Here is a 26,166-nt window from a genome sequence, read left to right as displayed (position 1 = left end):
AATTAGTACACAAATCTGCAAACATGCAAGCGAAAGTTACTAATTCTCATGCGAAGGAATCGCGAGCGCCGGGCGACGAGCAGGAAAGCGTCTGGTCGGGCCTCGTATCGCGTGGAATTCGCGCGACGCTTGCCCGGCAGGACATGAGCTACGCGGACCTGGCTGCAGCGCTCGCCGACATGGGTGTGCCTGATACCTTTCGCGGTGTTCAGGCGAAGTCGCAGCGCGGGACCTGCCGGTTCACCTTCTTTCTGCAGGTGGTTCTGGCTTCCCGGACCGACTACCCGGCAGCTTGGGAGAAGGCCCTGACCGCAACGCAATCATGGGAGCAACGCGCATCGGCCGTCTTGCAGTCAGAACTGTCTCTCCAGCCGTGGCTGACCTGGGCGGGGCTGGCAGCGCGACTTTCGGAGATTGGGGTCGTCGTCACCTCGAAGGACTTGGAGAGTCAGGCCAAAAGCGGCACTTTCCCAGCGGCTTTGTTCCTTCAGTGTGCGACCGTGTGCCGGTTCGAAGGTATCGGTCGGTTCGTGGACGTCTCGTCTCTGAACGGCGCTGCGGTGGACGGTCACCAAAGGGCGGAGCAGCATCGGTAACCGACGGGCTTGCAAAATTCCGCTCACCGACTATAGTCGTTTCATGTGCATAAACGCACATCTTCGCCCGAGCTAAAAGTCAAATAACGCTGCTCGAGCACCTGCATCCCACAACCAGCCCGCTTGCTGTTCTACGCAGTGGTGCCTGATGTCGTTGTGGCACATCCAGGTGATTGTCATGCATGCTCGAATTGCGCCCAGTCTAGGTGTTGAGCCATCTACCGACCTTCTGCATTGGCGCGTCATGGAAATACTTCCAGATGGCCACGTGCACTTTGTCGGTCTCAACGCCTCAAATTTTTTAGGCCGCATCAGCTCTGAAATCTTGGTGTATGACTCCGACACCCATAGAGCTGAGAGTCGCTCCGGTCGTATTTATTTCCTTCGGGGTCCGGCCGGCTTGGATGGCGTGAGTGAATACTTCTGGTCGTTCTGGTGTGAACACAATCACATCTCCGACTATGCGGACATAACGGACCAATACCAGGAATCCGACCGTGACCACGCCTGTTGAGCGCTCGCGGGCGGTCACTGAAGTCCGATGGTTTCTGCAGACGCTTGCGGAAGCCCGTGAACCCATCGATGTGCCGGGCCTTATCCAATCCGTTGCAGTGGGGCTTCTTCGACATTACCCATTCGAAGCTGACCTTATGGAGTCGGCTGCCGCGTTGCCAGAGGTGTGGGCTGCACCGTGTTCACGGGCTAGGCGCCTCCGGCTGCTCCGCGGTTCGCGAGACTAATCGTGGTCGCGAAGCGAACTGTGCGAGTGTGGAATCGCGGACAACAGAGCGGCAGACCTGCCGGCGAGGCGGCGCGCATGGTCAGCTTCGCGCTTCAAGGCGTTGCGGACGAGTTCCTGTCGTCGTACCAGGGTTTTCTTAATCGCAACCGAATCGCTCGCCTTCGAGGTCGCAGACGTCCTAAAGAGTGCATTCACCGTCTGCTTCGTCGAGCGATGCTGTGGGGTCTACTCGTTCCCAGACGCGACCACGAGAGAGCCAGGCAACGACGTGACGCGCTTGCATACGTCTTGGCTGCCGCGTCAGTGCCGCAGCATCTGCGCCCGTCTGGTATTCCGGCGGAATCCCGGAGGGCGAAAAGGTCGAGGCGAAGAAGGGGCTGATTTGAGGGCGGGAGGTATCGCATGAAACGGCGACTTGTGATTCAGCTGTCGACTATATGCGCTGCATGTGCTTCCGCCCCAGTAGTGATGGCTCGGTTCGTGGCCGTCGACATCTCAAGGCCGCGAGCGCACCCGCGGCTGCGTGCAGCGATTGAACTGTATCTTGATGCGGCCGCCGGAGAAGTCTCGACGCACACGTGCTTCAGGAACTTGGTGACCTGCATGTATTTGTGCTGCTGCGAGTTTGCTGATTGCCGAGGCGTTGGTCTTGCGAGCAGCGCGCACCGCGACGTAGCGCTGGTCGAGCGCCAAATCGCGGCCATGCAGTTGCCTCCTCCAGACGGTCTGGTTATCGGGGCTCTGGTCATGTGGGCGGCGAGCTGGTCGCCGCACTTGCCGCCAGTGTCACTGCGGGAGGCGTGCGCTGCCGCTCAACGGGTCCTTGCCGCGACATTTATTTCGTTGCCGGAAAGTTCTCACCTTTGAATGTTTTCTACAGATTTGAGGTTCTGTTTGGCGACAGCAGAGTACGGGAGGGAAGCATGTTGTGTTGCCGTTGGCGAGCGAGCCCGGGGGGGCATGGCGCAAGGGCAAGCGAAGACGCAGCGGGCGATTCAGCCACAACCGTAGCTGTGTATGAGGGTGAGCATGCGTTCCAGCCTGACGACCTGAGAGCGCTGTATGTGGCGACAGCGCCGGTTGACCCAGACTCGCCGCTGCTTCAGCGGGCCTCGGACGCCTTGCGGGTAGAGGGTTACTACTTGCCCCTCGGTCCGTACTCTACGCCTCGCGCGTTCTCCGTATTCGTCCACAGGGAATCTTCGGGATGTCCCGGCCCGAAGTTGGAGGCGTCCGTCCACATTGCAATCGCTGGAGAAAGCGTTCGCGTGCGCGTTCGATACGCAGGATGCCCGATGCAGGCACGGCCTCCGGCTGCTGTCGTGCGAAGCGGAGTCGTCTCCAGCATCGCACGGAGAGCCATCGGTCGTATCAGGCGGCGCTAACAAGGAGGACTCGGCAGGTCTTCCCAATCGGATGAGGGATTTGTGATGCTGCTCGTTACAGTCGAAAAGCTTCCGTATGGTGACCCCGACCCGCGATTTCGAAAGCAGCTCGCTATGGTTGAAATTGTGAATATCGGAGGCAGCTTCGTGTCCGCCTCCTACGAGGTGAGGCTATTCGATAAAGCTGGGAATCGCATCGCCACCGGGCTGCTTGTCGACTATCCCCGACATGCGACGACGGTGCCGGATTTGGTAGGTAGAGGTATCGTGACCGCTCTTGCTGGCAGCGAAGAATTGCCACCAAGGCCACCTTTTCGGCCACGCCGCGGGGCCACATAGCGCGGTTTCATGGGGCAGGTTATGGAGATGAGAGCGATGTCTGACCGGCAAGTACTCTTTCTCGACTACGACGGTGTTCTGCATCGGGGTGGCGCTTACCGCACGAAGCGCGGCATCATCAGTAGCGACCCCACTCACATCAAGTTGTTTGAGTACGCCGATGTCTTGGCAGCGATTCTCGCTCCGTATCCTAGCGTCGAATTGGTCTTGTCGACGTCATGGGTGAAAGGGCTCGGATTTAATCGCGCACGGAGTGCGTTGCCAGCTGCTGACCTTCGCGCTAAGGTGGTATGGGCAACTTATCACTCCAGGTTCCATGACGCATATTTCTGGGACGGCATGGCTAGAGGGATACTGGTCCTCGGATATGTGAATCGCCATCGGTTGGTCCACTGGCTCGCACTAGACGACATGGACGATGGCTTCGATGACGAACCCGGCCGTCCCGTACATTGTGACCCAGACGAAGGGCTCGGAGACCCAGATATTCAAGAGGGTTTGAAGGCGGCGTTATATGCCCAATTTGGCGAAATGCGATGAAGAGCGTAAGCGAGGCGATACGCAGGGAATTCGACGCCGATAGAGCGAATCCATGCTCCGACGGGTGTACACAATGAAGGTCAGGACACGCCTGAAGCGCCGAGCGTTCGGCCAAGGACTGGTACGGTTTCGATGGCAGCAGACGACACGCTACTTCGTTCGCCTGCGGCCACCACCTGCCGAGCACTTCTCGACCGTAGACATTTCGGACGACGTCCGCGCCGAAGTTCAGGAGCATCGCCGACGCTTAGCTGAGGACGGGAGCCTGCTGGATGCCAATGCATTCCAAGTGGCTCTGTCGATAACACCGGCAGACGTCCAGACGGCGCTCGACCAAAAGCGCTTCTTCACTGTCGAAGTTGATGGCGAGCTTTACTACCCGGCGTTCCTTGCGAACACCGACATGGACCGACATGCGCTTGAGACTGTGTCACAGGCGTTGGGCGAGATGTCGGGGTGGCTGAAATGGGACTTCTTTGTCGCGCGGCGTGGAAGTCTTGGCGACAAGAGCCCGCTCGAGTTGCTGGCGGTTGGCGATATAAAGGGAGTGATAGCTCGAGCCCGAACCTTTAAGGATGAGGTGCTCGATTGATGCTCGTCGCTGCATGCTTGGGACCCGCGTCAGTCCGTCGTACTGCGCTCGAATCAAAGACCCTCCGTTCCGGCAAACACCAATCTTCTATTGACATTGCCACGCGAGTCATCGGAATTTTCAAATGAGCACTCCTGTACCTGACGATTTCCCTCGAGACGTGACACCGACGTCGCTTTCCGGCACCCACCCAAAACTTGCTGTCAGGATGATTGACGGCAAGTTTGTCTCCGGTCTGACTGCAGAAGAGCGGGCGGAGTGATGGACCATTTGCGAAGACTTGGCGCATCAACTTGTTCCCAAAACCCGGGAAGATGCAGCCAAATTCCTTGCGCATTCGCACGATGAGACGCTGCGGCGAATACGGCGAGCTGTTGAATCCAGGGAATGGGTGAGCGTTATCGAAGTGGACTGGTGATGGCAAGGCTGCGAGTCCTTCTTGACTGGTGACCGATGATGGCATTTGAGGGTTTTCGCGATGAAAAACTGTACCCGACAATGCAATCGAAGTAGCGCTTAGCGAAGACGGTTTCACCGTACGCCTCGACGACGGCAGTGAGTTACGCAAGACAGAACGATTCGAAAATCTACATCGGTCTTACGTTTGCTCTTCTCGAAGTTCACGAGTACGTTACTCGCGGACGGAGACTCGGAATACGCCGATTGGCATCAAACTTCGGCGACTTCTGTAGCGGTCAGAGGGTATACCGTCATGCGGATATTGAACCAAGTGTTTGCGACGGCACCAATTTCGGCAACCTGTTACATTTGCGTTGGCATAGGTCGTTTTCGAGCGCGACCTGCTTGCCCATCACGGTCATGTTCCGTGGGTCATCCGCTACAATCACATCCGCTTCTATAAGGCTCCGTCTGCCGGGCTGATTGCGTCTGAGCACTGGAAGAACTCCGTGCTACATCAATTCCCGAATACCGACGGCGTAGTGCAAGACTCGATGGACGAAATGTTCCGGAAGACGGGGCCGACAGCTGTGCGTACCACCTCCGTGAGCCAGTAACACTCAGCGCGCCGGCAATCATATTCAGGCGAGTGGGCGCCCTCACTTGTAAATAAAAATATGACAACTTTGGTAGACCTGAAGCCCGTTACGAAGCAACTGGTCCGCGACATCGCAGAGAAGGTCGGTGTCCCCATGACGACGCAGTATGATTGGTGCTTCAAAGGCGAAGGTGGTCCCTATCTGGTCAACATCTGGCACGACGGTATGAATGAGGATGGCGATGAGATTTCATTCATCGACAGCGCCTCGGACTGGGCGCAAGAAAATATCGCGACTGCTACTCCGGTTCAATTGAATCGCGCGGATGCGGTATCGGCGTTGATGGTAGAGGCTTACTACCGAAAGCAGCCGATTCGTGTGGCGATTCTTGATGGAGTACGACGTAGGAAAGGGCTGCGGGAGACGAGCGAGGCACATCAGCGCGAGTTGGACCCTGTCCTCTGGTACCCGCATCACCGAAATGAAGACCGACGGATTGTCGTTATCCGCGGCAAGCCACAGCCCGTCGACTTCGACCCTTATGCCGAAGACCAAGAGTATGAAGAGCTGCGCAGAGCTAGATTGTCCGTTGCACCTGCCGTTCCCACCAAGAAGTCAGTTGCTCCGGCCACCGCCACTGCCATTTACGAGCGTGATTCGGCCGTGGTCCGCGCGGCGAAGCTGCGAGCTGCAGATGGGAACTGTGAGCTATGCGGAAAGAAGGGCTTTGTGACGGCGAGCGGCGCGTATTACCTGGAGGCGCACCATGTCATCCCGCTGAATTGCGGCGGAGCAGACGACGAACGGAATGTAATCGCTATTTGCGCAGATGACCATCGGCAGGCACATTACGGAGAAGACCGTCATGACCTTCGTGACAGCATGATTTGGGGCGTGCTTGCGAAGAAGTATCCTCACGACGAAGAGTTCTTCGAAGGTCTTGATGAAAAATCTCATCAAATCGCGCAAGGCGACACTGGCGACAAGCGCTTGGAAGAAAACAGGATTGAAACTTAGGGTTCATAGGACGGTGGTTGTCTAGTACGGCCACGTGTCTGCCCCATGCGAGCGCTATGACGTTGAAAAAACCCGCTCGAAAAGCGGGCTTTTAATCCAGCAACGCGGCGGTTATGCTGCTGCGTCCTTCAGCTTCTTCAGCGGGCGCGCTTTCAGGCGTACGCTCGCCGGCTTGGCGTCAAACCAGCGCTCCTCACCCGTGAACGGGGCCTTGCCGAGGCGCTTTTTCTTGGCCGGCACTTGCTGCACGGCAATCTTCAGTAACCCAGAGAGCGTGAACTCACCAGCACCCTTCTTGTGGACAGCGCGGAGGATAGTATCTTCCAAAGCTGCGAGGATGCCTGAGCCGCAAGGTGCAATCGCCGCAGCGCCTCGGTCCGGATATGCTGCTGCCACAGGATGAGGGCGCCGCAACTCTTCGCCTGAAGCATGCGCTCCGCGCACCAGAGTGCGTCCGCCGTCTTCGGTGCCCGCAATCTCATGAGCCGGTCCACTGGCAGGCCGAGATAGGAGAACGCCAGCGAATTGAGCACGTGCGGTGGCGGAAGCAGCGCAATCGGCCGCGCGCTCAGTTTGGCGAGCGCCGGCTTCAGGAGTCGCATCTCGCCTACCCCTAGTTGTTGGACCAGCAGTTCTACCAGTGCGTCCAGCGGCCAGCCACCGCCGAGCAGTTCGGCCGAAAGGGCTGCGTAGCCTGTATCCACCGGCCTGCCAGGGGCACGTGCGAGTTGCGCCCCGCGCCAGAGCGCTGGGTGAATCGACTCGACGTGTTGAGGCAAGGCGGCCATGCTACAAAAATACTGTATGAATGTACAGCATCTTAAAAATCCAGTTTGTGAAGTACCCCTTTGGGGCTGCTACAGGAGACGCCGATGGACATGCCGGTGCGCAAGGACTCATGCCGGAGATAGCTGGGTTCGTGGCCAACTTAAATCATGCGTTCGTGGATACGGCAACTCAGGAGGCGGTCGCGCGCGGAAAAACTGGCGAGACGATGTTATTCGCGAGCAAGAATGGCCAAACAGTAGGCAGGAAGCAGCCGATGCAGTCAATTGCTGAAGAGCGAAGCCGGGGGGGGCGCTCGAACGCGCCCCCGGCATTGAGCAGCGCGCGGCTGGAGGCCGCTACCACAATTTTTCGATTACGTGTAAAAATTCGTTTGACAAATACTATAATGTCTGTAGAATAGTCGGCTCTGCGGTAGAGAAGACTTTCGGGCAGCTGGGTTCGAGTCCAATCCGCGGTTCAGTGATGGTTGCGCACGTTTCATTACTTTGCTGTTCTTGGCCGTGACGCTGCAGTATGCAGCATTGATTTTTCCGGTCGAGTTGGTAGTGCATGCCGTATCTAACGTGTTTTCATCCATTCACTTTTTGGGAGCAACCCCTATGAACCTGCGCGATTCAGCTAAATTACTTGAAGGTGTAGTCCACTTGAGCATGGAAGTTTGTTTTACCCTCCTTGCGCACCATCATGTAACCGCGGAACAGGCATCCGCACCCGCCTGACAACAAAAGAGGCCCTATGGATAGGGCCTCTTTTGTTTTATATCTCCCTCTTCGAATAAGGCTTGCGTTCACTGAGCCATGGTGAATCATCATGGCATATCGGCGTTGCCGCAGTTCGGCAGTTGCCCGAGAAGTCGACTGAGTGACGAGTCTCACCAATCCCGCCGACGATACCTCGCAGCATGGGACATCCAGCTCACGAAGAACAAAATCGAAAGCGACTCATTGTTCTCTTGCCTTCTACCATCCGCAAATGCCGCCGGGCGCAATCCTACAAGCCTTCTCCATGACGAACTCAGACATCGGGTCGGCGCACTGTCGGCAACAGCACTCCTACGGGGCGCAAACGGTGCGACTGCAAGCGAGCTCAGTACGCTGCATTGATGGAGCGCTGGAACTCACTTCCCAGACTTAACGACGTTTCAGGCGTTGCTCGAAGCACATGGTTTCAACAAGACCGAAGATGCGTTGCGTCACCAGTACGACGCGGCAAAATTCGTCCCCCTATTAGGCTGGCTTGGTGAAACGGTCGGGAGCTATGCGCGGGAGATGGAATGTGGGCATTCCCCCCGCTACCCGTTTGGCCACGAGAGCTTTAATCATGGGTGGCCGACCGGTACGTGACTTGTCTAACCTATCTACGGAACGAAGGCGCGGCCATCACCGAAATGGCGAAGGCCGCGTCCATGCTCAGGCAGCGACATACTTGAGCAGGCGGCTCACTTGCCTCTCGGCGGGTTGTTGTCGGGGCCGGGGCCGGACGGCATGTCTTCGTGTTTGCTCGGCAGTTCGGATGGTTCGGGTCGCCCCAGCAATGGGCAGCTGATGCACATCGCCTGCTTGTGGTCGCGATGGACCAAGCCGGGTGAGCCAGACCTGTTGTCGTTCGCAGCCATCACCGACGAGCCGCCGCGCGAGATTGAGGCGGCCGGCCATGACCGCTGCATCATCCCCATCAAGCCCGAGAACATCGAAGCGTGGCTGAAGCCGGAAGCATCAAGCCTGGACGCGATGTACGCCATCCTCGATGATAAGGACCGGCCGTACTACGAACACCGGCTTGCCGCTTGAGAGAAAGGCTTGAGCATTTCGTGCCGTACGAGCGATTTTTTTCGAATTCAGCTCTGCAGTACTGCTCAAATAGTCATTTCGAAAGTGGTGTGGTGGCTGAAGCAACACGTTTGGCGACCGCGTACAGCCGAGTCGCCACATGGGTCGCTGCGACATATCGCTTCGTGTTGGCTGTCCCTTTCGAAGTATCAGCAGGCCTTGAAAACTGGACAAAGATTCCTAGGTTAGTGAGCTTCGGCGCAAAGGGCCCGACGTCAGAAAAAAGATTTACCGGTACGTCGGCATTTGTGAATGTGTTCCTAGTTGCTTTCGCAGTAACATGCTCAACAGCTACAACTCCAGGAAACGTGGGTAATTGCAGCGTCGGATGCGTCGGCTTGTGCGTCTTTGCATGCGCGCGTTCGAACCATTCAATGAACTCGACGAAGTCTCGGTCATTCAAGGTCTCAGCAGCCATGAACATCTGTTCCTCGTCATCGGTCGCCCTGGAGTCTCGTCGCAGTATGACAGCCGTAAGCACGCCAATGACCATCGGACCGATGTCCTTGCTTGCGCACAAAGCAACTCGCCGATAGGCATCAAAGAGCAGCGACGTCTCGGCATCGCCATCGGCTAACTTTTCAAGCAGGTCGTTTAGATTTGCAGACTCAAACTTCTCGTCGCCCTGCTTTCTAACCTCGTCGAGAAGCTGAGCCAAGAATACCTCTGCTCGATGTTTGCTCCAGCGACTTACAACTTGCGCCTTGAACTTATCAATTAACAGGTCAATACCAATATCCTTGGCTTTATCGACCAGCATTCTTCCTGCTGCGGAAGCAATCGCAACTGATACTATGTCCATGATTTTTTCTTGCTTGCCATCTATGATGTTGAACTACCGATTCAAATCGCATACCGACAAAGTAAGGTGAAGAGCCACCGTAGTCACCTCGGCCGCCCTCCCAACCATCATCTGCCGGTCGTTATGTCCTGCGGCAGTCTCCCATAAACCTCTCATCGACGAGATTGCTATACGCATTTTCGCAATGATGCCGCAAACCGTCATGATAGTTTGATGCTAACAATCAAGCTTTACCAAACGTTCGTCGACCATGGCTGCCCACGTTAAAAACACTGCTATTCCCGCTGCAGGATACGTTTATCAAACGATGCAGGGCGTCAATCTACTTTGCGACTGGCTCGATGCCCCCACGCGCTATACGCGAGTTCGCTTCGAGTGCGATGCAGACGAGATTGCTCCTCAAGGTCTCGATGACCTTGTTGCGGAGCGCCCTGACGGGAAGGTCGACTTGTGGCAGGTCAAGTTCACCCCGGCAGAAGAAAAGCATTTGTTGGATTGGGAGTGGTTGCTAGAACGGCCAGGAAAGAAAGGAGGGAAATCTCGGTCAAACCTGAGGAAGTGGTTCGATGCGCTTAAGCAAATCGAGAGCAACCGCGTTGGGCATGTTCGCCTGCTAACAAACCGGATACCCGATTCCAGCCTCGAAGCATGTCTCGCCGGAGGCAACCGCATTGATTATACGAAAGCGCCTGCGGAAATCCAGCATCAAGTGATTGAGGAGCTGGGCGGTTCATCCAATGCAAAAGAGCTTTTTGATGCGCTGGAAGTTCGTCACAGCAACAAGAGTTTCGCAAGTGTCGAGAGTCACGTCACGGCTAGGCTCAGACGCCACTCAACCCCTCAGGGTGTTGAGACGCTCAAGAATCGAGCCATCCACTGGTCGATTCAGAAAAATCAACCTTCCCCCGACGGCTGGATTACGCTCAAACTGCTTCGCGAGACCCTGCTTTTCGAGGCTCCCGAACCGCTCCCCGAAAATTTTGCTATCCCAATCGGATACCGCGTACCTGACACGGCGTTTTTTCTATCATTCATCAACGCCATTGAAGCGGTTCCGACTGAACCGATTGTGCTGACGGGACCGCCGGGGCGCGGGAAAAGCACCTTTCTTAGCAAGGTATGCGAGCTGTTGCAAAAGAAGGGCATACCCTTGGTGCGGCACCACTACTACCTCTCGTCAACGGACCGGTCGCTCGACCGCCATACGAGTTTTGCCGTCGAAGAATCTCTACTCGCTCAAATCAAGAATTTTCATCCGGACGTTCGCGTACCTGACCAAACTTTGGGGGCCGCTCTCGCCGCATGTGCAGCTCATTACAACAAGCACAAAAAGCCCTTTGTTCTCATTCTGGATGGTCTTGACCATGTCTGGCGCAACCAAGGCCAAGACAAGCGTCCGCTAGACGAGATTTTCAATCAAGTGCTGCCGGCATTCGAGAATTTGGTCGTTGTAGTAGGAACGCAACCAGTCGAAGACGCACAGTTGCCGACCCGCCTGCTTACCGACGCACCTCGGAGCACTTGGAAAGAACTCCCGGTAATGTCAGCAGACGCCGTGCTTCAATACATCCGGAAACAGGTGAACCAAGGTCGATTAAAGATAGAACCAAAGCACCCAAACTTTGAAGAGGAAATCCAGGCGGCTGCGGCTGGGGTACGTGCGCGTACGAATGGTCATCCACTGCACGTCATATATGCGACTGAAGAACTGATTCGCTCAGACCATCCACTATCGAAATGGAGTGTTGAGCAGCTCCTGGGAGATATGACTAGGGATGTAAAAACATACTATGGTTCACTCTGGAATTTACTTTCGGCTAGCCAAAAGGACGTGTTAAGGCTCGTCTGCGAATTCCCGTTCTTCTGGCCGGCGCATGGTTTTACTGAGATAGCGCGCAATGCGGGGGCGCCACTACCCGAAGTCTCCGCTGTCATGCATCTGCTCTACAGCTCGACAGCGGGGCTCAAGCCATTTCACGAAAGCTTGGTCGTGTTTATCAAGCAGACCGATGGCTATGAGCTTAGAGTCAAAGCGTTGGCGCCATTCGTTGAGCGCTGGCTTGGCGATGACGCGCCGAATGCCCTACGGGTTAACTGGTTGTGGTCTGTGAAGGCAAAACAAGGCCACCCAGAGGACCTCATCGAAGGTCTGCAGAGGGACTGGATTATCGACCGACTATGCGAAGGCTACCCCACTGAGCTGTTCGAGAGTCTCATGGCAGACGCAGAGGAACACGCTGTTTGCCGTGCCCGTTACGCCGATGCCTATCGCCTCCGCCATCTGAAAACGAGGTCGCTAAACGGCCTGTCCTTCCAGCTGGCTGGAACCGACGCTGTGCGCCTTAAAGCTTGTACATGGACGCTTGCGCGAGACGTCAGTGTTATCGAGGAAGCCGTCGCGTCGCGACATGAAACAACTACCCTTGACCTTGCAGCACTGAGTCGCGCTCTTTCGACGCGGGGTGACCACAGTACTGCACGAAAGAGTGCCACGGAAGCCCTACATCGATTCAGAGGCGAAAGCCGTTTCGTAAGCCAACGTTGGAGTTACGAGTTAGGGGCGGAAAGACAGTACCTCGTGAGAACCTTCGTTGGCATGGGGGTTGCCGGGAGTACGCCTGAAGCTGCCGCCGAAATTGTCATGTCGAACTCCCTTGAAATCGGAGAAAAAGTCGTCGAGGCGTATGTCGATACTGACAATGTCCGCGGACTTGTCGAGATAGCAAGCCTCCTTCCGGAGGGTGAGCAGAAAGCCATGGTATGCGATGCCGCAGTTCGAGCCGCGACTTTAGTTGATGCCGAGCTTGTCTCGTGGAGCAATTTTCAAGACCTGTCTTGCGGCCTGTTGGCCGCGTGCATAGGCGCGATGAATGGACTAGACATCCTGGTCTTCGCCGGCGGCTCTGGGGCTGATTGGTCGCATGCGCACTATGACTATAAACAGGAAGCGTTAACACAGCTCGCGCGCTTTTGGTTCTTTGGCGCCGTACACCTGCACATGACAGTTGCCAGTGGAGATTTTAGCTTTATCAAGACACCGATTTTCAAGGACCGTGAGAATGTATCTGATTACCTTGACATCCTCACAAACGTTGCATCAGACGTAGCCAAATGCTGGCTATCTGGCGAATCGGTCTCATTTCTCTGTGTCCATAAGTCGTTTGAGTCTATTCCCGTACCGGATTACAACAACTACCAGCGAGGGGACGGAGCTGCGAGTTTCCGGCGTGCCCTGAATGCGCTTGCGGTCGACATCAAGATAGTAGATTCGCAGGTATCCGGCAATCCACTGGTTACCGTTGATGAGGTAGAGGAAGCATTGCGGTTGTCATGGTTTGATGCGGACCATTTTCGCGCGCTCTATGCTTCGGATTTCGCCAAAGTGCTCACTGACGATGCTGCTGAACTATTTGTTCTTCGACAGCGAGACGAGCGCAATGCCAAGGTCGAAGAAGAAACTGGGGCCAGGATGCGCGTGTTCCTAGAACTCTGTGAGCTGTCACTTCGGCATGGCCTCGCAAAGCTTGCCGGAGAACTCTGCCGAGTTACTTGGGAGCTAGTGCTGGGGTACGGCCAACGAAAGGACCCCGCCCTTCCTGATGTGATGGATGCCATAAGTTATCTTGTGCCTATTGCTCCCGATGACGCACGCCGACTGCTCTACGAAATCTCGCCTCAGGTTCAGAGCGTCTCCGTTTATACGGACGGAAAGGGAACGAGGCATGTCATTGCTGAGGCTAACGAACTTCTCGCACAGTTGAATCGAGAAGCACTTGCTGGAAAGCATAGGCAACACGTCGAGCTAGGACAATGGGATGAGGCTGAAAAGAGCCTTAGAACCTACCTGACGACTGCAGAGACTATATCTCGCACACTTGCTGCGGTCGCTAGAACTGGCCTGCAAATAGAAGCCGAAGATGCCTCACAGGAGACTGCCGGGTCGGAGAACCAGAACGCAACGCAACTGCGTGACTTGGCTAACGAACATGTCGGCCGAGACGTCGGCGCGATTGCAAAACCAGAATCAGGCGGCACACCAACTGAGTTTGCTCCTTTCAAAGGCGACGTAGGGACATATGCCGTCGCTGAGCTGAGCAGACTTATGACTGACCTTGCAGAACTCTATGGTGTTCGTCGTGAAGTCTTGAAGCAATGGTACGCCCATTGGGAAGCTCAGGGTCAAGGCTCAGACCTTATCCAAAACCTAGAGCCTTTGTTGCTGTCATCTGACTGCCGCGACAGAGACCTCGCTGTGCTCCTCGACGATGCGTTCACAACGAAGCTGAAGCTCGAGGGAGCAAAAGCGGCCTTCCCCTATATCGTACAAGCTCAGCGTATGAACGGCGGATGGATGGGGCCTATGTATTTTGAGAGCAGGAAAGCGACCGAAAGCCGCCTTTGCGTTGTGGCAACAAAGTATCGGCGCCGTGGCGATGAATTTTTTCTCAAGTCTGCTTTCGGCGTTTTCGGACCAAAATCCGACCGGATTATTCCGTCCGACATCATGGTGTTTTTCTTGGGGCAACTAGGCCGCACCGCAGAAGCAGTGGCCTTCGCGGAGACAATGGTTCGTAGCGTCCAGGAGGATACGAGGACTTTGCGACTCGAGCGACCTGCGTGGGCCGAGCAGTTGATGACAGGAGCTAGCGCTTGAATTCCGACCTTGCAATGCTTATCTCGCGCTTTCGATGGCCGGTCGCATCAACTCGCTGGTGGGCAATGCAAGAGCTTGCTGCCCTGCTGCTGATTTCAGAGACGCATGAAGAGGTTACAAACGTTCTGCTTCAAGAGTTGAAAGCATGCAACGTCGAGGCTGAAGCAGTCGAAATCCTGTTCATTTTCTGGATGGCAAAGAACAGAGGTTTTGTCCTGCCGGCAGAACTGAAGGCAATGCTCGAACGTCCCTCTACGCTGGCCGCACTCGTACTTAATGATTGCGACCTTCCGTCGGATGATTCTTGGAACCCTCCGCTGCGAGTCGCTCCATCGGACTTTCAAGAGTCAACTAAATTCGACGAAATGCAAGGCGCGGATGTACCACGATTCTTTTTGACCCGTCTTCAGCAACTAGAGCAACATTTAAGACTACCGCTTGTTCGGCAGTGCAACTACGAATGGATGTCGTCTGCTGGTGGCTTTCCACATGCCCCTTACCAGGGCGACTTGGGACACTTTGTCCGTCCCGTTGGGGACGACACTACGGGGGCTTTCGCCAATCGAAATTTCCTTCGCGTGGCTTCCGCCTACCAACGGACATTTGCTGTCGCACATAAGTTTTGGCGCTTGCGCGCCGGCATAGTCAACCACCTTGCGCTGGATGCGCTCCCTCTTGACCCGACGCTCGCGTTCATGCGACCGTCTCGGCCGTCGTGGCTTCCGGCATTCAGTGAAAATATTGCCCAAGATAACGCTTCCATAGACGCGTATATTCAAAGCTTGGCCAGCTCGCTGCAGTCACTGGCACAAGGTCGTGTTCTGCTATCCTTGTCGACTCCCATACACGTTGACCCGCTTGGCGTGATAGAGCTGTCCGTTGTTCGTTGGCGGCACTTCGATGAGAATTTGATAGATGCCCGAGGTCTCGTCGAGCGTTTCTCCCGAATCCAACTAGAAGGAGGATATGGAAGCTGCGAGACGGTCGGTTTGCAGAGCGTCACATCCCTACCTGTTTTGACACGCAAGGACACACTAGACAAAGAGTTCAATGCTGCGCCGCTCGCGTCGACGTATAGATTCAGTCGCCTCGGATACCTTCAGCGCGACCTGTACCCTTCGCGGCTCCACTATCCGGTCCTCACGGATGTTGAAGGCCCTATCACCATTCTGCCGAACGCCGGCTCTCTTAGCATCTCTTGCGCGAAAGGACCAATCGCAACACTAGGCTATTGGAATGCCGGATGGAACCCGGTCCACCCAGTCGATATGAGCGGACTGTGCGGAACCGCGCTCGTTGCTGAACCAGCCTTAAGAGCTTTCTCGTCCGGGCAAGATGCCCATCGCGACTTCTACCTCTGGTGGGTTACTCGAAATTGCCGCGCCGCCTCTTACGAAAGGTTTGCATCCGAGCAAAGCAGCTGCGGCATACTTTACGCTCCGTAAGGGCCCTATGGTGAACATCAAGCGAAACGGCATCATCGAGGACGTGTAGCGAACGACGCGGACTTGATGTTACCGACAGATAACACTAAATATGCGTTCAGAAAAATTCAACGAAGTTGAACACGAGGCCATCGTCCTTCTGGCGGCTTGGGAAATGCTTGGAGGCATGGTTAATTATGCATTTTTCAACAAGCTCAAGCGAACAGACGACGTTCTTTTGATGTTTGACAACCCCAATGACAAGAGGTTGTTCAATATCTTACTGGGTGATTTTCTATCTCAGCCTAACGAACGCGGCGCAAACGACAGCTTCCTTAATTTGAAGAAACCGCCCAAGGCTGGTCGTCCCACCGACTACACGTTCTTGTTTTACTTGCGACAAATATGCGCAGCGCCAAAGCTTGCGAGGAATAGCGACCGCATACAGAAGCCGCTTGACTCGCTCTCGGCGTGGCTTGAAGCTGACTGCATCGTCCCTGATGTTTGGTTCGGCGATATAGATGTTCAAGTGGACGTTCGCATAGAAAGGATTCGCTACATCAAGATTTGTGGGGATATTGCCAAGCACAACTTCTCGCGCCTTCAGTCGAACGTAGAGAAAATTGTTCAGACACTTAAGAGAAGCGGTGTTGAGATTAGTGCAGAAGATGGATTTAAAGCGTTACCAGGCTTCTACGAATGGTTCCACACTAACATCTTCACATATCACTCAAGCTATATAGCCGAACTGCTGAACGAGTTGCTTTGGGGAGTCAACGACTATTTAGCTGACGAGTTCTTGCAATCGTACACACAGGAGCCTGGGGAGGACCACCGGTATCACTATAAATACCCAGAGGATTGCAATCATTCGTTCGCTCGGTCTGCATACTGGAGCCTAATGAACCATGTGCGTCATGGACCATATCTGCCGCGGTTCAAGGTTTCCCCGTCGCTCACCAGCGAGTATTGAAGAGAGGCCAATTTTGGCGAGGCAATGGTGTTGAATGACACCGGCTCCCTGAAGACGTTCGTAGTCGACACTTGTTTAAAGCCGACGGTGCAGGTCATGAACAGTTCAGTCGTAGCGCATTGGATACTTCGACGGCCGTACTACAAGCGAAAAGCGACGGAACACATGACGTACGCCAACGCAATTCGGCCAATCCGCAACCGACTCCGGAAGTTTTCCTATGCTAGCGTCTTGGACCAACTGTCCCAGTTCATCGGGGCGGAGTCGAGGGCAGATGATGGGAAACCACATGCTCCATGGCTCGCCGAGCGCGTCGCGGTATGGGTATTGCGCGATGAACCACGGATGTACAGTTCCGTGGCAATCACACGGCAAGAGTTGAGGTACTGTATTGACTTGGCGTGGAAGCTCGCTGACCTTGCCTTCACTGGATTCGGGCCGGGCCGCTCATTTCACCTCGCGCTCAGGTCGTGGGTTCTCCCGCAAATTCCGCATCAACGAGAGCAGGAGCTAGGACCCTTCGCGCGCCAGATTGACCTCATCAATAAACTGCAACCGCGCTCCCATCTCTACCGTCTTTTCGAAGAGAGCTTGGGCATGCCGCCCATGGACTTTCTCGGCCTTGCCACCCTCTTTCGCAAACACTCACTCGAAGATATTTCGACCGTCATGGCTCCGAGATACAGAGTAGCCTTACACGGAATTTTTGGGCGAGCACCCGTCGAAAAATTTTATCAAACGATGCTCGTCCCCCGACCGGTGACTGCGGAGCACTACGGCGAGGTCAGTTCGGATGAGTGGTTCCAGCCGAATCTTCTGTATCGGTCACCCTTCACACGTCTGGACAACAACACTTGGTATTTCTGGGGGCGCTGCTGCCTCGACCGCAACCTCGGATACGCGTTGAGCGACATCGTCGGCCGCAGCGAGAGCCCCGTGATTCGACAGAGCTTCGAAAAACTGTTCGAAGAGTATGTCGGGCGTAGCCTCAGTCTGACTGGCCTTGAGATTCTGAACGAAGGGCAAGTTCGGACCCGTTTTTCGGTCGACGGCAAGTGCTGCGATTTCGCAGTTTTAGATGGGGCTGATGTCGTGTTGCTCGAGGTCAAGAACAAGGCCTTGACTCACACATTACCTGCGGCAGGAACAGCACGTGATTACGCATCGAAGCTCAGTGCAACCGTGAAGAAGGCCGATGAACAACTGAGGAACGTCGAGGATTTTGTACAGAAGACCTACCCCAACGCGAGCGTACACAAGGTCGTCATCACCTACGGTGACCTTTTTGCGGCTGAGACGGACCAGTTATTCACGGCAAATGCAGACCATTTCGCATCGGGAAACCCGGTCTACATTCTAAGCATCGACCATGTCGACCGGCTTATCGAGGCTGTCCGGCTGAAAAGGTGCGGATTCGCGATGTTCTTTAAAGACTACACGCGACGTCGAAGCATCCCGGAAAAGCGTCTCTTGCTGCTGTCCGACCTACTGAACGAGGCACCGTACCGGAGCCCAGAACTGCCGGCTCACCTTTTTGATGTCTACGCTCCGTTCTACGAGAAGTTGATGGAGAGAGCGAGACCGAATCAGATGGCGACAGCATCCTGAAAAGCGGGCAGCGACGATGCCCGCAGGCGACCACATCTGGCACTATCGCCGGCAAAGGGGATACACTGCGATGCCCTGCTTGCGTTCGGGCATAATTTCTTCGATTGCCACGATTCGACTCGAGAAGAACGGCAGCTTGCATTGGGGGGCGAAAAACACCGGCATGATTACCGAACGCGCAGCGACCATATGTAACGTATGAAGGCGCCGAATATCCAAACCTTGGACATGAAGCTCGTCGATGACCTGCTCGAAATGAATGGCGGGTAACCGGATAGGCCGTCCTTGAGTTGGCGACCTGACAATCGAGCATTGAGACCAAAAAATGCCGACAGTGAATGCCTACATCCCTCAAGTTTCTGCATTGATTTTCGACACTGAAGAGGGTGCCCGGAAAGCGTCTGCGTGCATCGAGCTCGGCGGCTGGAACGCGGAGAAGGCGGCGCTGGCGCCAATCAGGGTTGGGGATTTGCTGGCAATGCCGGGCGCGCCTACGCTCACGTGGGTGATGGATAGTCTGGCAGCAGCGGTGGAGGCTGGCCGCGTCGACCCTGAAACTTGCCTGACTCGATTGTTCGCATCGCCTTCGGACATGCGGGATATGCGAGCAGTGCTGCACGACGAAGGCCGGAGCGCGTGGCTGAGCGACCGGCATCGCGGCGCGCTACTCAAACTAGGCGCGGCTTTCATCGACGTGTTGTCGTACGTGGACGTCGCGGCGTTCTTTGACCCGGCCTGAGTGAAGAGTAAATCATAGACCGTGACAGCGAAAAAGGCCTCCGTCACAAGCCGACATAATTGGACTGTGCCCCTTCAGTCTCACCCCTGCTAAAGGACTGCGAGAGATGAGGTCAGCCTATGAGCGCATCAGCAAAAAAAGCGAATAATTGAAATGCTCCTACCAAACGTAGAAAGTTTGTCAACAACGCTCAATAAGTTAAAGATTGAATTGGAAAAGCAGATTGTCAACGGCACAGTTGATGACGTTCTCGAGGAAGGGTTCTGGCTGGTCAACCCTCAATTGAGCGCTTCGAAAGAAGCTACCTTGCAAGAGTTCAAAGAGGCCATTCGTCTGGTAAAGTCGATTGAAGCAAAAACTTTGTGGAGCCGTCTGTGGCTGCGAAAAGAGTATGCGCGAGCCTTGGAACGGCAACGGGATGTAGTGAGTAAGCGCTCGAAGCAGATTGAGGTGGAAGAAACAGAATTCAAGGCATACGAGCTAGTCAATCGCCCAAGCGCTGTCAAAACGATAGAGCAATCCGACGTCAGCTCGAACTGTCTTCTCGAAATCAAAAAGCTCGAAAACAAGCTGAGCGACATGGAACAGGTCTATACAGGGGCAATTTTGCAGCACGGGAACAATGCACTTGGAATTGAATACCAAGAGCCGCTCCTCCCTACCGGCGCCATGCAACTTGACCTCATTCATGTGACGCAGCAACTCGGAGAACTGCAAGAGTTTGCACGCAGGGAGTTGCCGACACGAGTCGCCCAAGCAGGCATCTCAAAAAAAGCACTAGAAATTCACAGTGAATTTCTAGTGGCAAACTGTGCGAGCGAGTTGAGTGGCTCAGATAGCACCGCGTACGCACTCGCAACGGCAGAAGGTATTACGAGACAACTTAAACCCGCGGTGAAGCCACCCGCTACTGACCCGCAAGACCGCTTGCAGGTCGCGTTCAGAGCAGCGGTGACGCCCAGAAGCTTCGTCCGGCCAGACGCCTGGATTACCTTCTGGACTGCAGTCAAGGCAACGACCGACTACCACGCGAAGGCGTACGGCGCCGGTTATGCTGAGGACGCGTTCGCCATTGATTGGTGTAATGCGTGGGAGCAACAGATTCGGGCTTGGGGTCCGAGTTTGTGCGTTGCACTCGGATTGCCCAATGGATTTGTACACGCGGTGCGTGGGACATTTCTCAATAAGAAGGCCGAGACAAGGACTGGCGCGGACATCATGCTAGCGCTCTGCACGAAGTTTGGTGATTCTGTCCGCGTGCGCCTTGCCTTTATCCAATTCAAGAGGGACGACCGGAAGACGGATAAGATTGATGTTTGGCAGGACGGGGTGCGGCAGTTTCAGTGCCTGGAAAAATTGCATCAACCAGACATCGGCAGTTTCTGTATGCACGCGCTACTTTCCGTGCGCAACTGCGGTCTCGCTGCGATTCCCGCGGTGGCAGTTCCGAAGTCTAAAGCGGCGATAAATCGAGGATATGGTTGGGCCGATGAGACATCCGCGACCAAATGGACGGCGGCTGGCTGTGACGTTGACTGGCGCGAGTGGGGCGAATCCTTCCCGACATTGCTAACCGGAGCGTTGTGCGGCCGAGCGACAGCATCGTTTGATGGCGTAAAGGCTGCGTTTAAATGGCTGAGCGAGGAATCAGGCCTGGTCTCAACCGAGCTGCCTCCCTACATGATTTTTCAGGCAATCGGCGAGAACGCTCGCGCGTTGACCAAATCAATGGAATTAGAGGGCGAGCGTTGGGCAAAAATCCTGGGCATATCCCGGGATGGCCCTTCGCACGGGCTGTCGATGTAAGCGGATGCGAATACTGATTTTTGTTTCCGGAGTCAAACGCTCAAGGAGTGGGGATAAGAACGGGTGTCCGAGAGCAGATAACCAGACTCCTGGCTCCGCGAGTGAGCGCTACATAAAGGTGTCGCGCGTTCATGTCCGAAGGGTTGAGCACGATAGCCGTATCTGCTTCAAGTCCTTTAAGAAGCAACGTACTGCCAACGGCCCTCCGAATCTGTGGACGGCCGTAGTGCCTGTTTTGTTCGCGGGCGCGAGCAACCGCTAGGGGTAGGGAACATCCCTCTTTTGCTGCGATGTCGAAGGCAGTAAGGCAAACACGCAATGCCTCGGGTCGAAATACTCGTACGCCCGCACCCTCCTCGAATGTTCGAAGCGCTGCCGCGGCCGTACCGAATGAGGGAGCGCACGAAAATGCGACTGCTGCCGCTTCAACGGCGGTCGCATCATTGCGGGCGGTTCCGCTTTTGAGGGATTGAATGCGTCGCAGCAGTTGAGCGGCTCCAAGCCCGGTCATCAATTCGGAAGCGAAGCCGACGAAGGTCTCCAACGCGTTTGTTTTTTGAGGGTCAAAGTTTTGTCCGAATGCCGTCAAGTCTCGCAGGTCGACCGCCTCTACGGTCGTGGCGCCAGGTGTTTGCGAAGCAACGAGTCGCTGACCGCTCGGACTGGTGCTGTCACCAATAACGAGCACGGAACCGTTAGGTACGGGCGCCTTTGTTTGTGCTGCCAGAAGACGAACTCGGTGAGCGCCATCGGGCGCGTCCGGCAGCGCCATCCATGTGACTTCAGCAGGGGCACCGCGAAGGTCTATTGGTCGACTAGCGAGTAGCGCACGGCGGGCGTCGAGTAGCCAGTTTCCAAGCTGCTCTGCCCCGGCGTTCCGCCATCGCCAAGGCGTCGAAAGCTCTCTGCTCTCTGGAAACATTCGCAGCACGTCCGTCGCCCAGTCGACCGTAGCCTCGCGAAAGTTGAAAATTGCCTGAAGAGGGTCTCCCAAAACGCACGTTGGCAAAACGTGCGCGAGCCAACTGACGATGTGATGCTGCGGCAGGGTGCAGTCTTGGTACTCGTCAACGAATACCCGACTGTAGGTCGCTTTCAGAGCATCGCTGATTGCATCTGATGCCAGAAGCGTCCACGCTGCCACGCGAATGGCCGCATAGTCCGTGTTCGGGTTGTTCAGCATCTCAATCGAACGGTCGTGGCCGCTACGTGCCGGAAACTTGGATATGAGCCGGATGGCCCAGCTATCGATAGTCGCGACGCGGTACGCATCCCGTGCGGTCTTCGCTTTAACGAGCCTATCCTCGAGAGCTCTCTTGCCGGCGTTCGTATGGGTGAGAATCAGGATTGGCTTGCTGTCAGAATGGCGCCGCAAGCTGTCGGCTATCAGCTGGGTCTTGCCGCAACCGGCCGGCGCGGTGATGCTTCCGCGCGTGAGGGTCAGCAGGTCCGGTTCAGGCATCACGAGGCTGCCCAGTCAAACAGGTCGACGATTAGGCCAGTGAAACCTGAATCCGTCGCGTCGAAATGGGGTCCGAGTATGTCCCGGGCTACACCTTCCATTTTGGATATCGATTTAAACCACCCGGCTTTTCGGCTGCGAGAGGCTGCTCCGAGAACAACTCGTGTAGCAGGCGAATATGAGCTTACCAAGCCCTCGAACTGAATCTGTCCGAGATTCACTTTTCCGTCCGACTTGGTCTTGATGTTTTCATCCACCTTGCCGTCTTCGGTCAGCTCCAACGCTCGCTCGATGAGTTGTGTGACGGCGGAGTCGGGGAGACTCACAAAAAGCTCATCTTCGAGTGCTCTGCCATCTCTCCAGGCCACATGGTAGCCCCCGGATGCTTTGAATTCGTTGACGAGCGCAGCCGTAGGTGTCTTGTCGTTGTCTTGAACTGCAGCAACGCGATATCCAAGCTTGAGGAAAGCCTTAGCCTTATGAAAACAGCGGTCGGCGTCGCCACCACCAGTGTCGACGTAGGACACTCCATCTGCCTGCAAAGACGGGAAGCCACTTTTCACCCAGAATTCATCCATACCTCGAATCAGGCCAATCTCGCTCGCGCCTTCGCAAACGATAACCGTTCTGGCGAGAAACGCTTCTGGATAAAGACGGATTGCACCTTGGACATCGTCGTCATTGCCCACCGGTAGCGCACGATGTACACCCGCCGTTTCGCGCAGCACGAAGAGTTGGGTTCCCGCCAATTCCCGAAGCACCACGGGCGAATGGGTTGTGATGAAAGCTTGTAGAGGCGACGGCTGCTCCTTGGAACCGAGCGAATTGAGGAGCCTAGTTAGTCGGTGGGGCTCAAGTCCATACTCAATCTCATCAACGAGAACGATGCTTGCTGACTCTGCGGCCCTGCGATTTAGTCCCGCAATCAGTAACCGCGAAGACCCAGTGCCAAGATTTCGGAGCGGAATACCTGCCTCGCTGTGTAGCGAAATCGCTCCATCGCCGAACGACACTGAGTGGGCATCGAGGAGAGCCGTGGCAGATTTTCCGACAGGGACACCCAACGCGGTGGCTGTATCGGTGACGGCTTTGAGTGTATTCTCCAACTGGGGCGCGGCCTTGGCTCCGAAGCCCGTTCGCGCTTCTCGCGCAGCTCTTACAAGCTCGGAGCCTATGCTCGCACGCTCGTCGGACAGGCGGTTCAGGACGGAGCCTCTGGTCCATGACAGATTTGAGTTCGGATGTTGCCCTAGCCGCGAAGGTGCTAGGTTGGTACGTTCTCTCCAAGTCAACATTCGGGGTGGGTCGTCAGAGGCTGTCCGCTCGGAATAAAGGGACCACACTGGCTCAAGGTCCGCCTTCACCGTCAGGCGGACCGTCAGCACAATCTCCGTATTCTTGCGCGGTTCGTCCTCAACAGCGCCCGTATTGGCGTCGAAGCAGCGTAGATACTCTCCGTAGACTTCAATATTTTTCAAGAAGTCGGGTAGCGCCCCCACCGTAACTTGGATGATGATGTCTTGCGTGACGTCCAACTGAAAGAAGTCCGTATCGGCGAGACTGAGGTTGCGTCGCGCTCCAAGGCACAGGTCAATTGCATCGAGGATGGTTGATTTTCCACTATCTCCGGGACCAATAAGGCAGTTAATGCCGTCGACAGGAGTCCAGTCAAGCGAGCAGATAGACCTGAAGTGTTTGATTTCAATTTTGCGAATGCGGACCACTATGCCTCCGGTGAGTAGGAGGTGTGCACTATGACGGTGTCAGTCATGGCAGAACCTCCTCTCGCAGCCGCTGCAGGGCAGCAAGCCGGTCGACCCCAGGCTCTGAATTGACATATTGCTGCGCCGCCTCCATGAGCGTCGGTCTGTCGACAATATTTTCATCCCACCCGAACTCGTGAAGTCGACGATTCAACTTGCACGCTCCGATAGTGAAATTCCCCTTGGGCGACCGGTCGACGTAGAAACCGTGATGAATCAGAACGTGCTCGCTGTAAATGTCGAAATGCGGGTGCACAATCAGGAAGGCGTTCGACGTGCGTGGATATCGTTGTTGTCCACGTCGGGGAGCCACAGTATTGGGGATGGTGGCTGTTACTTCTTGGTCGCGCTTGATGGTGTTGCAGTCGGCGCATATCACACACAGGTTCTTCGGCTCAAACATGAACTCTGGACGGATAGACTTCGGGACAATGTGCTCCACTTGGCAGTTTTCCGCAGCCTGCAGGCCGAGCGGTCCACGGCAGAATGAGCAGATAGCCCTCTGTTCGTTTCGATAGTGCGTGCGGACGTGTGAGCGAAGCGGCGCGAGGTCGTCGTGCCCCCATTGCTGATGTGTGAACGTCGCGTCATTCTGCTTGGACTGCACCAACCTATCCAAGTCATCGGTATATGCGACGGGATTCGCGATGTCAGGCATAGTTCTTACGCATCTCCCGTAGCGCCATGATGAGGTCATACACTGGGTCGTCTTTCTGCAGGAGTTCGACAACCTTCTCGAGCGATTGCAAAGTTTTGAGCGCTTCAGCATCAAACCGGCGAACTTTGGATACTGACGCAAACAGGTTTAAGGCAATCCGGCTCAGGTATTCGTTGCGAACACCGGGGGCTCCGAATACTTCAGCTAGCTGATAGTCTATGGACTTGCGAGAATAAGACGACGCGTCGGTTGCCAGCCCAGTCTCCATGGACATGATGTGGCAGTTGCCTTCCGGCAAATGTGCAACGATTTGTGGCGAGTGCGTCGCAATGACGAAGTGACAGCCCGTGAAATGTTGGAAAGTCGAATAGAGAAGCTGGATGTACTTTTCTTGCCACTCTGGATGCAGGCACACTTCGGGTTCGTCAATGCAAATAAGACTACCGTCTCGAATTTGACTTCCAATGCCCAGTAGGCTGAGAACCACGGCTTGTTCGCCAGAACTCGCGTGACTAATAAGGAACCCTTCGTCGCTGCCTGACTTACAGAGTTCTACTTGGCGTAGCCGAAGCAACCCTGTACTAACGAGTAAGAAAATTTCTTCGAGACTAATTCCGTAATAGCCGTCAGTGGCAAATCCGTCTTGGCTAAGACGTAGCTCAACGAAGCGCGAAAACTTCTCGATTCGAAGATGGCGCGCTAATTCCAACGCGTGTCGGAGCTTATGAGGTGGCGTATCAATTATACGTTGATAGTTGGAGGCCATTTCATTGGGAATCATGGGAGGACCGCGGCGAATCAGCTCACGGGCGGCGTGATGAGGGTCGTCGGCTTGGGTAAGGTCATCTATCAATCGATGCGATAAGGGCTGCCACGACATGCGAATTGACGGCTCATATCCGAGGTAATTCAATACCCCGGCAATCGCGCCGGCCTGCCTTTCGTCGCTAAGGACAGAGTCGACAAGCGTGTTTGCAATTTTCGACAAATAGGCGAGGCTTTGGTTGGCGCTCGACAGACCACGCATACCAAGGTATGTGTAACCAGGTATATTCTGGCTACGGCGAAGAAGAGGAAATCTGTCAAATGGGCTTGTGGCAACACATATTACCTGTGTCGGGTTTTGCTTCGTATCAAGCTCGAAAGCGAGCTGTCGGAGTTCAGCTCTATCGCGCGGGTCTAAGATTTCTTCGCGGATTTCTCCTCCGAACAGGGCCAGCACGACCGCTCTCAGCAATCGACTCTTGCCGGTTCCGTTTTTGCCGACGATGATTGTAAACGTGTTCGCTGTGGAGTCCGAATATTGTCCCTCTCTTACAAACTCGTATCGCCCGGCTTGGGATGTATAGGTTAAGAGCATGTGTGGTTGTTATTGCAAATATGAGGGTGTGCACGTCTTTGTGCTCATCTGTTGCGATGAGCACTTATCCCGGGTCCTCTTGTATCGGGC

17 protein-coding genes and 3 pseudogenes are annotated in these 26,166 nt (G+C 55.3%); 12 read left to right on the top strand and 8 right to left on the bottom strand.

What is annotated here, in order from left to right; translation table 11 throughout:
• Window positions 1-23: 23 nt before the first annotated feature.
• The 4 genes from L0U82_RS18260 (at window position 24) to L0U82_RS18250 (ending at window position 4,194) form a co-directional block, all read left to right on the top strand.
• A complete protein-coding gene (locus tag L0U82_RS18260) occupies window positions 24-596 on the top strand; it encodes a DUF6471 domain-containing protein (RefSeq protein ID WP_233832846.1) in 573 nt (190 codons plus the stop codon).
• A gap of 497 nt (window positions 597-1,093) precedes the next feature.
• Window positions 1,094-1,336, top strand: a complete 243-nt coding sequence (locus tag L0U82_RS39875) for a BPSL0761 family protein (RefSeq protein WP_326489733.1) — start codon at window positions 1,094-1,096, stop codon at window positions 1,334-1,336.
• 1,762 nt (window positions 1,337-3,098) lie between these two features.
• Window positions 3,099-3,602: an HAD domain-containing protein gene (locus L0U82_RS18255; RefSeq protein WP_233832845.1), complete on the top strand. Its 504-nt coding sequence runs from the start codon at window positions 3,099-3,101 to the stop codon at window positions 3,600-3,602.
• A 73-nt stretch (window positions 3,603-3,675) separates the two neighbouring features.
• Complete coding sequence (locus L0U82_RS18250) at window positions 3,676-4,194, top strand: hypothetical protein (RefSeq protein WP_233832844.1); 519 nt, start codon at window positions 3,676-3,678, stop codon at window positions 4,192-4,194.
• A 710-nt stretch (window positions 4,195-4,904) separates the two neighbouring features.
• Here the strand turns inward: L0U82_RS18250 and L0U82_RS18245 are convergent.
• A pseudogene (locus L0U82_RS18245) lies at window positions 4,905-5,042 on the bottom strand (PAAR domain-containing protein); the annotation flags it as partial.
• A gap of 303 nt (window positions 5,043-5,345) precedes the next feature.
• Here L0U82_RS18245 and L0U82_RS18240 point away from each other — a divergent pair.
• The gene (locus tag L0U82_RS18240) at window positions 5,346-6,209 is read left to right on the top strand and encodes an HNH endonuclease signature motif containing protein (protein ID WP_233832842.1); all 864 of its coding nucleotides are present in this window, start codon (window positions 5,346-5,348) and stop codon (window positions 6,207-6,209) included.
• A 111-nt stretch (window positions 6,210-6,320) separates the two neighbouring features.
• On the opposite strand, the pseudogene L0U82_RS18235 reads toward L0U82_RS18240, so the two are convergent.
• A pseudogene (locus L0U82_RS18235) lies at window positions 6,321-6,548 on the bottom strand (HU family DNA-binding protein); the annotation flags it as partial.
• Entirely contained in the window at window positions 6,467-6,997 is a 531-nt protein-coding gene (imuA, locus tag L0U82_RS18230) for a translesion DNA synthesis-associated protein ImuA (protein WP_233832840.1), read from the bottom strand. The gene imuA and the pseudogene L0U82_RS18235, both read right to left, overlap by 82 nt.
• 1,524 nt (window positions 6,998-8,521) lie before the next feature.
• Here imuA and L0U82_RS18225 point away from each other — a divergent pair.
• Window positions 8,522-8,788 (top strand): annotated as a pseudogene (locus tag L0U82_RS18225) (SOS response-associated peptidase family protein); the annotation flags it as partial.
• Window positions 8,789-8,861: 73 nt separating this feature from the next.
• Here the strand turns inward: L0U82_RS18225 and L0U82_RS18220 are convergent.
• The gene (locus L0U82_RS18220) at window positions 8,862-9,629 is read right to left on the bottom strand and encodes a hypothetical protein (RefSeq protein ID WP_233832838.1); all 768 of its coding nucleotides are present in this window, start codon (window positions 9,627-9,629) and stop codon (window positions 8,862-8,864) included.
• 250 nt (window positions 9,630-9,879) lie between these two features.
• Here L0U82_RS18220 and L0U82_RS18215 point away from each other — a divergent pair, with 250 nt between their 5' ends.
• From L0U82_RS18215 to L0U82_RS18190, 6 genes are all read left to right on the top strand, one after another.
• Window positions 9,880-14,283, top strand: coding sequence for an NACHT domain-containing protein (locus L0U82_RS18215; RefSeq protein WP_233832836.1), 4,404 nt, complete (start codon window positions 9,880-9,882; stop codon window positions 14,281-14,283).
• Window positions 14,280-15,728, top strand: a complete 1,449-nt coding sequence (locus L0U82_RS18210) for a hypothetical protein (RefSeq protein WP_233832834.1) — start codon at window positions 14,280-14,282, stop codon at window positions 15,726-15,728. The genes L0U82_RS18215 and L0U82_RS18210 overlap by 4 nt, the downstream gene beginning before the upstream one ends.
• A gap of 91 nt (window positions 15,729-15,819) precedes the next feature.
• Window positions 15,820-16,680 (top strand): hypothetical protein, encoded by an 861-nt coding sequence (locus L0U82_RS18205; protein ID WP_233832832.1) that lies wholly within the window; start codon window positions 15,820-15,822, stop codon window positions 16,678-16,680.
• Window positions 16,681-16,911: 231 nt separating this feature from the next.
• Entirely contained in the window at window positions 16,912-18,288 is a 1,377-nt protein-coding gene (locus tag L0U82_RS18200; protein ID WP_233832830.1) for a hypothetical protein, read from the top strand.
• A 325-nt stretch (window positions 18,289-18,613) separates the two neighbouring features.
• Window positions 18,614-19,027 (top strand): hypothetical protein, encoded by a 414-nt coding sequence (locus L0U82_RS18195; RefSeq protein WP_233832828.1) that lies wholly within the window; start codon window positions 18,614-18,616, stop codon window positions 19,025-19,027.
• 177 nt (window positions 19,028-19,204) lie between these two features.
• Window positions 19,205-20,833, top strand: a complete 1,629-nt coding sequence (locus tag L0U82_RS18190) for a hypothetical protein (RefSeq protein WP_233832826.1) — start codon at window positions 19,205-19,207, stop codon at window positions 20,831-20,833.
• 40 nt (window positions 20,834-20,873) lie between these two features.
• On the opposite strand, the gene L0U82_RS18185 is transcribed toward L0U82_RS18190, so the two are convergent.
• The 4 genes from L0U82_RS18185 to L0U82_RS18170 are packed head-to-tail and all read right to left on the bottom strand — an operon-like array spanning window position 20,874 to window position 26,076.
• Window positions 20,874-22,295: a UvrD-helicase domain-containing protein gene (locus tag L0U82_RS18185; protein ID WP_233832824.1), complete on the bottom strand. Its 1,422-nt coding sequence runs from the start codon at window positions 22,293-22,295 to the stop codon at window positions 20,874-20,876.
• On the bottom strand, window positions 22,295-24,019 hold the full coding sequence (locus L0U82_RS18180; RefSeq protein ID WP_233832822.1) for an ATP-dependent nuclease: 1,725 nt from the start codon (window positions 24,017-24,019) through the stop codon (window positions 22,295-22,297). The genes L0U82_RS18185 and L0U82_RS18180 overlap by 1 nt, the downstream gene beginning before the upstream one ends.
• Window positions 24,020-24,062: 43 nt before the next feature.
• Window positions 24,063-24,665, bottom strand: coding sequence for an HNH endonuclease (locus L0U82_RS18175; protein WP_233832820.1), 603 nt, complete (start codon window positions 24,663-24,665; stop codon window positions 24,063-24,065).
• A 43-nt stretch (window positions 24,666-24,708) separates the two neighbouring features.
• Window positions 24,709-26,076, bottom strand: coding sequence for an ATP-binding protein (locus L0U82_RS18170; protein ID WP_233832818.1), 1,368 nt, complete (start codon window positions 26,074-26,076; stop codon window positions 24,709-24,711).
• Between the last annotated feature and the right edge of the window lie 90 nt (window positions 26,077-26,166).

Source organism: Paraburkholderia sp. ZP32-5, from assembly GCF_021390495.1.
Lineage (GTDB): Bacteria > Pseudomonadota > Gammaproteobacteria > Burkholderiales > Burkholderiaceae > Paraburkholderia.
This window is presented reverse-complemented; position numbering and strand designations above follow the sequence as displayed.

What these genes read in the sequence shown, in the direction of transcription:
- L0U82_RS18260 (WP_233832846.1), top strand. Translation starts at nt 24, where the DNA reads ATGCAAGCGAAAGTTACTAATTCTCATGCGAAGGAATCGCGAGCGCCG.
- L0U82_RS18255 (WP_233832845.1), top strand. Translation starts at nt 3,099, where the DNA reads ATGTCTGACCGGCAAGTACTCTTTCTCGACTACGACGGTGTTCTGCAT.
- L0U82_RS18250 (WP_233832844.1), top strand. Translation starts at nt 3,676, where the DNA reads ATGAAGGTCAGGACACGCCTGAAGCGCCGAGCGTTCGGCCAAGGACTG.
- L0U82_RS18240 (WP_233832842.1), top strand. Translation starts at nt 5,346, where the DNA reads ATGACGACGCAGTATGATTGGTGCTTCAAAGGCGAAGGTGGTCCCTAT.
- imuA (WP_233832840.1), bottom strand. Translation starts at nt 6,997, where the DNA reads ATGGCCGCCTTGCCTCAACACGTCGAGTCGATTCACCCAGCGCTCTGG.
- L0U82_RS18220 (WP_233832838.1), bottom strand. Translation starts at nt 9,629, where the DNA reads ATGGACATAGTATCAGTTGCGATTGCTTCCGCAGCAGGAAGAATGCTG.
- L0U82_RS18215 (WP_233832836.1), top strand. Translation starts at nt 9,880, where the DNA reads ATGGCTGCCCACGTTAAAAACACTGCTATTCCCGCTGCAGGATACGTT.
- L0U82_RS18205 (WP_233832832.1), top strand. Translation starts at nt 15,820, where the DNA reads ATGCGTTCAGAAAAATTCAACGAAGTTGAACACGAGGCCATCGTCCTT.
- L0U82_RS18195 (WP_233832828.1), top strand. Translation starts at nt 18,614, where the DNA reads ATGCCGACAGTGAATGCCTACATCCCTCAAGTTTCTGCATTGATTTTC.
- L0U82_RS18185 (WP_233832824.1), bottom strand. Translation starts at nt 22,295, where the DNA reads ATGCCTGAACCGGACCTGCTGACCCTCACGCGCGGAAGCATCACCGCG.
- L0U82_RS18170 (WP_233832818.1), bottom strand. Translation starts at nt 26,076, where the DNA reads ATGCTCTTAACCTATACATCCCAAGCCGGGCGATACGAGTTTGTAAGA.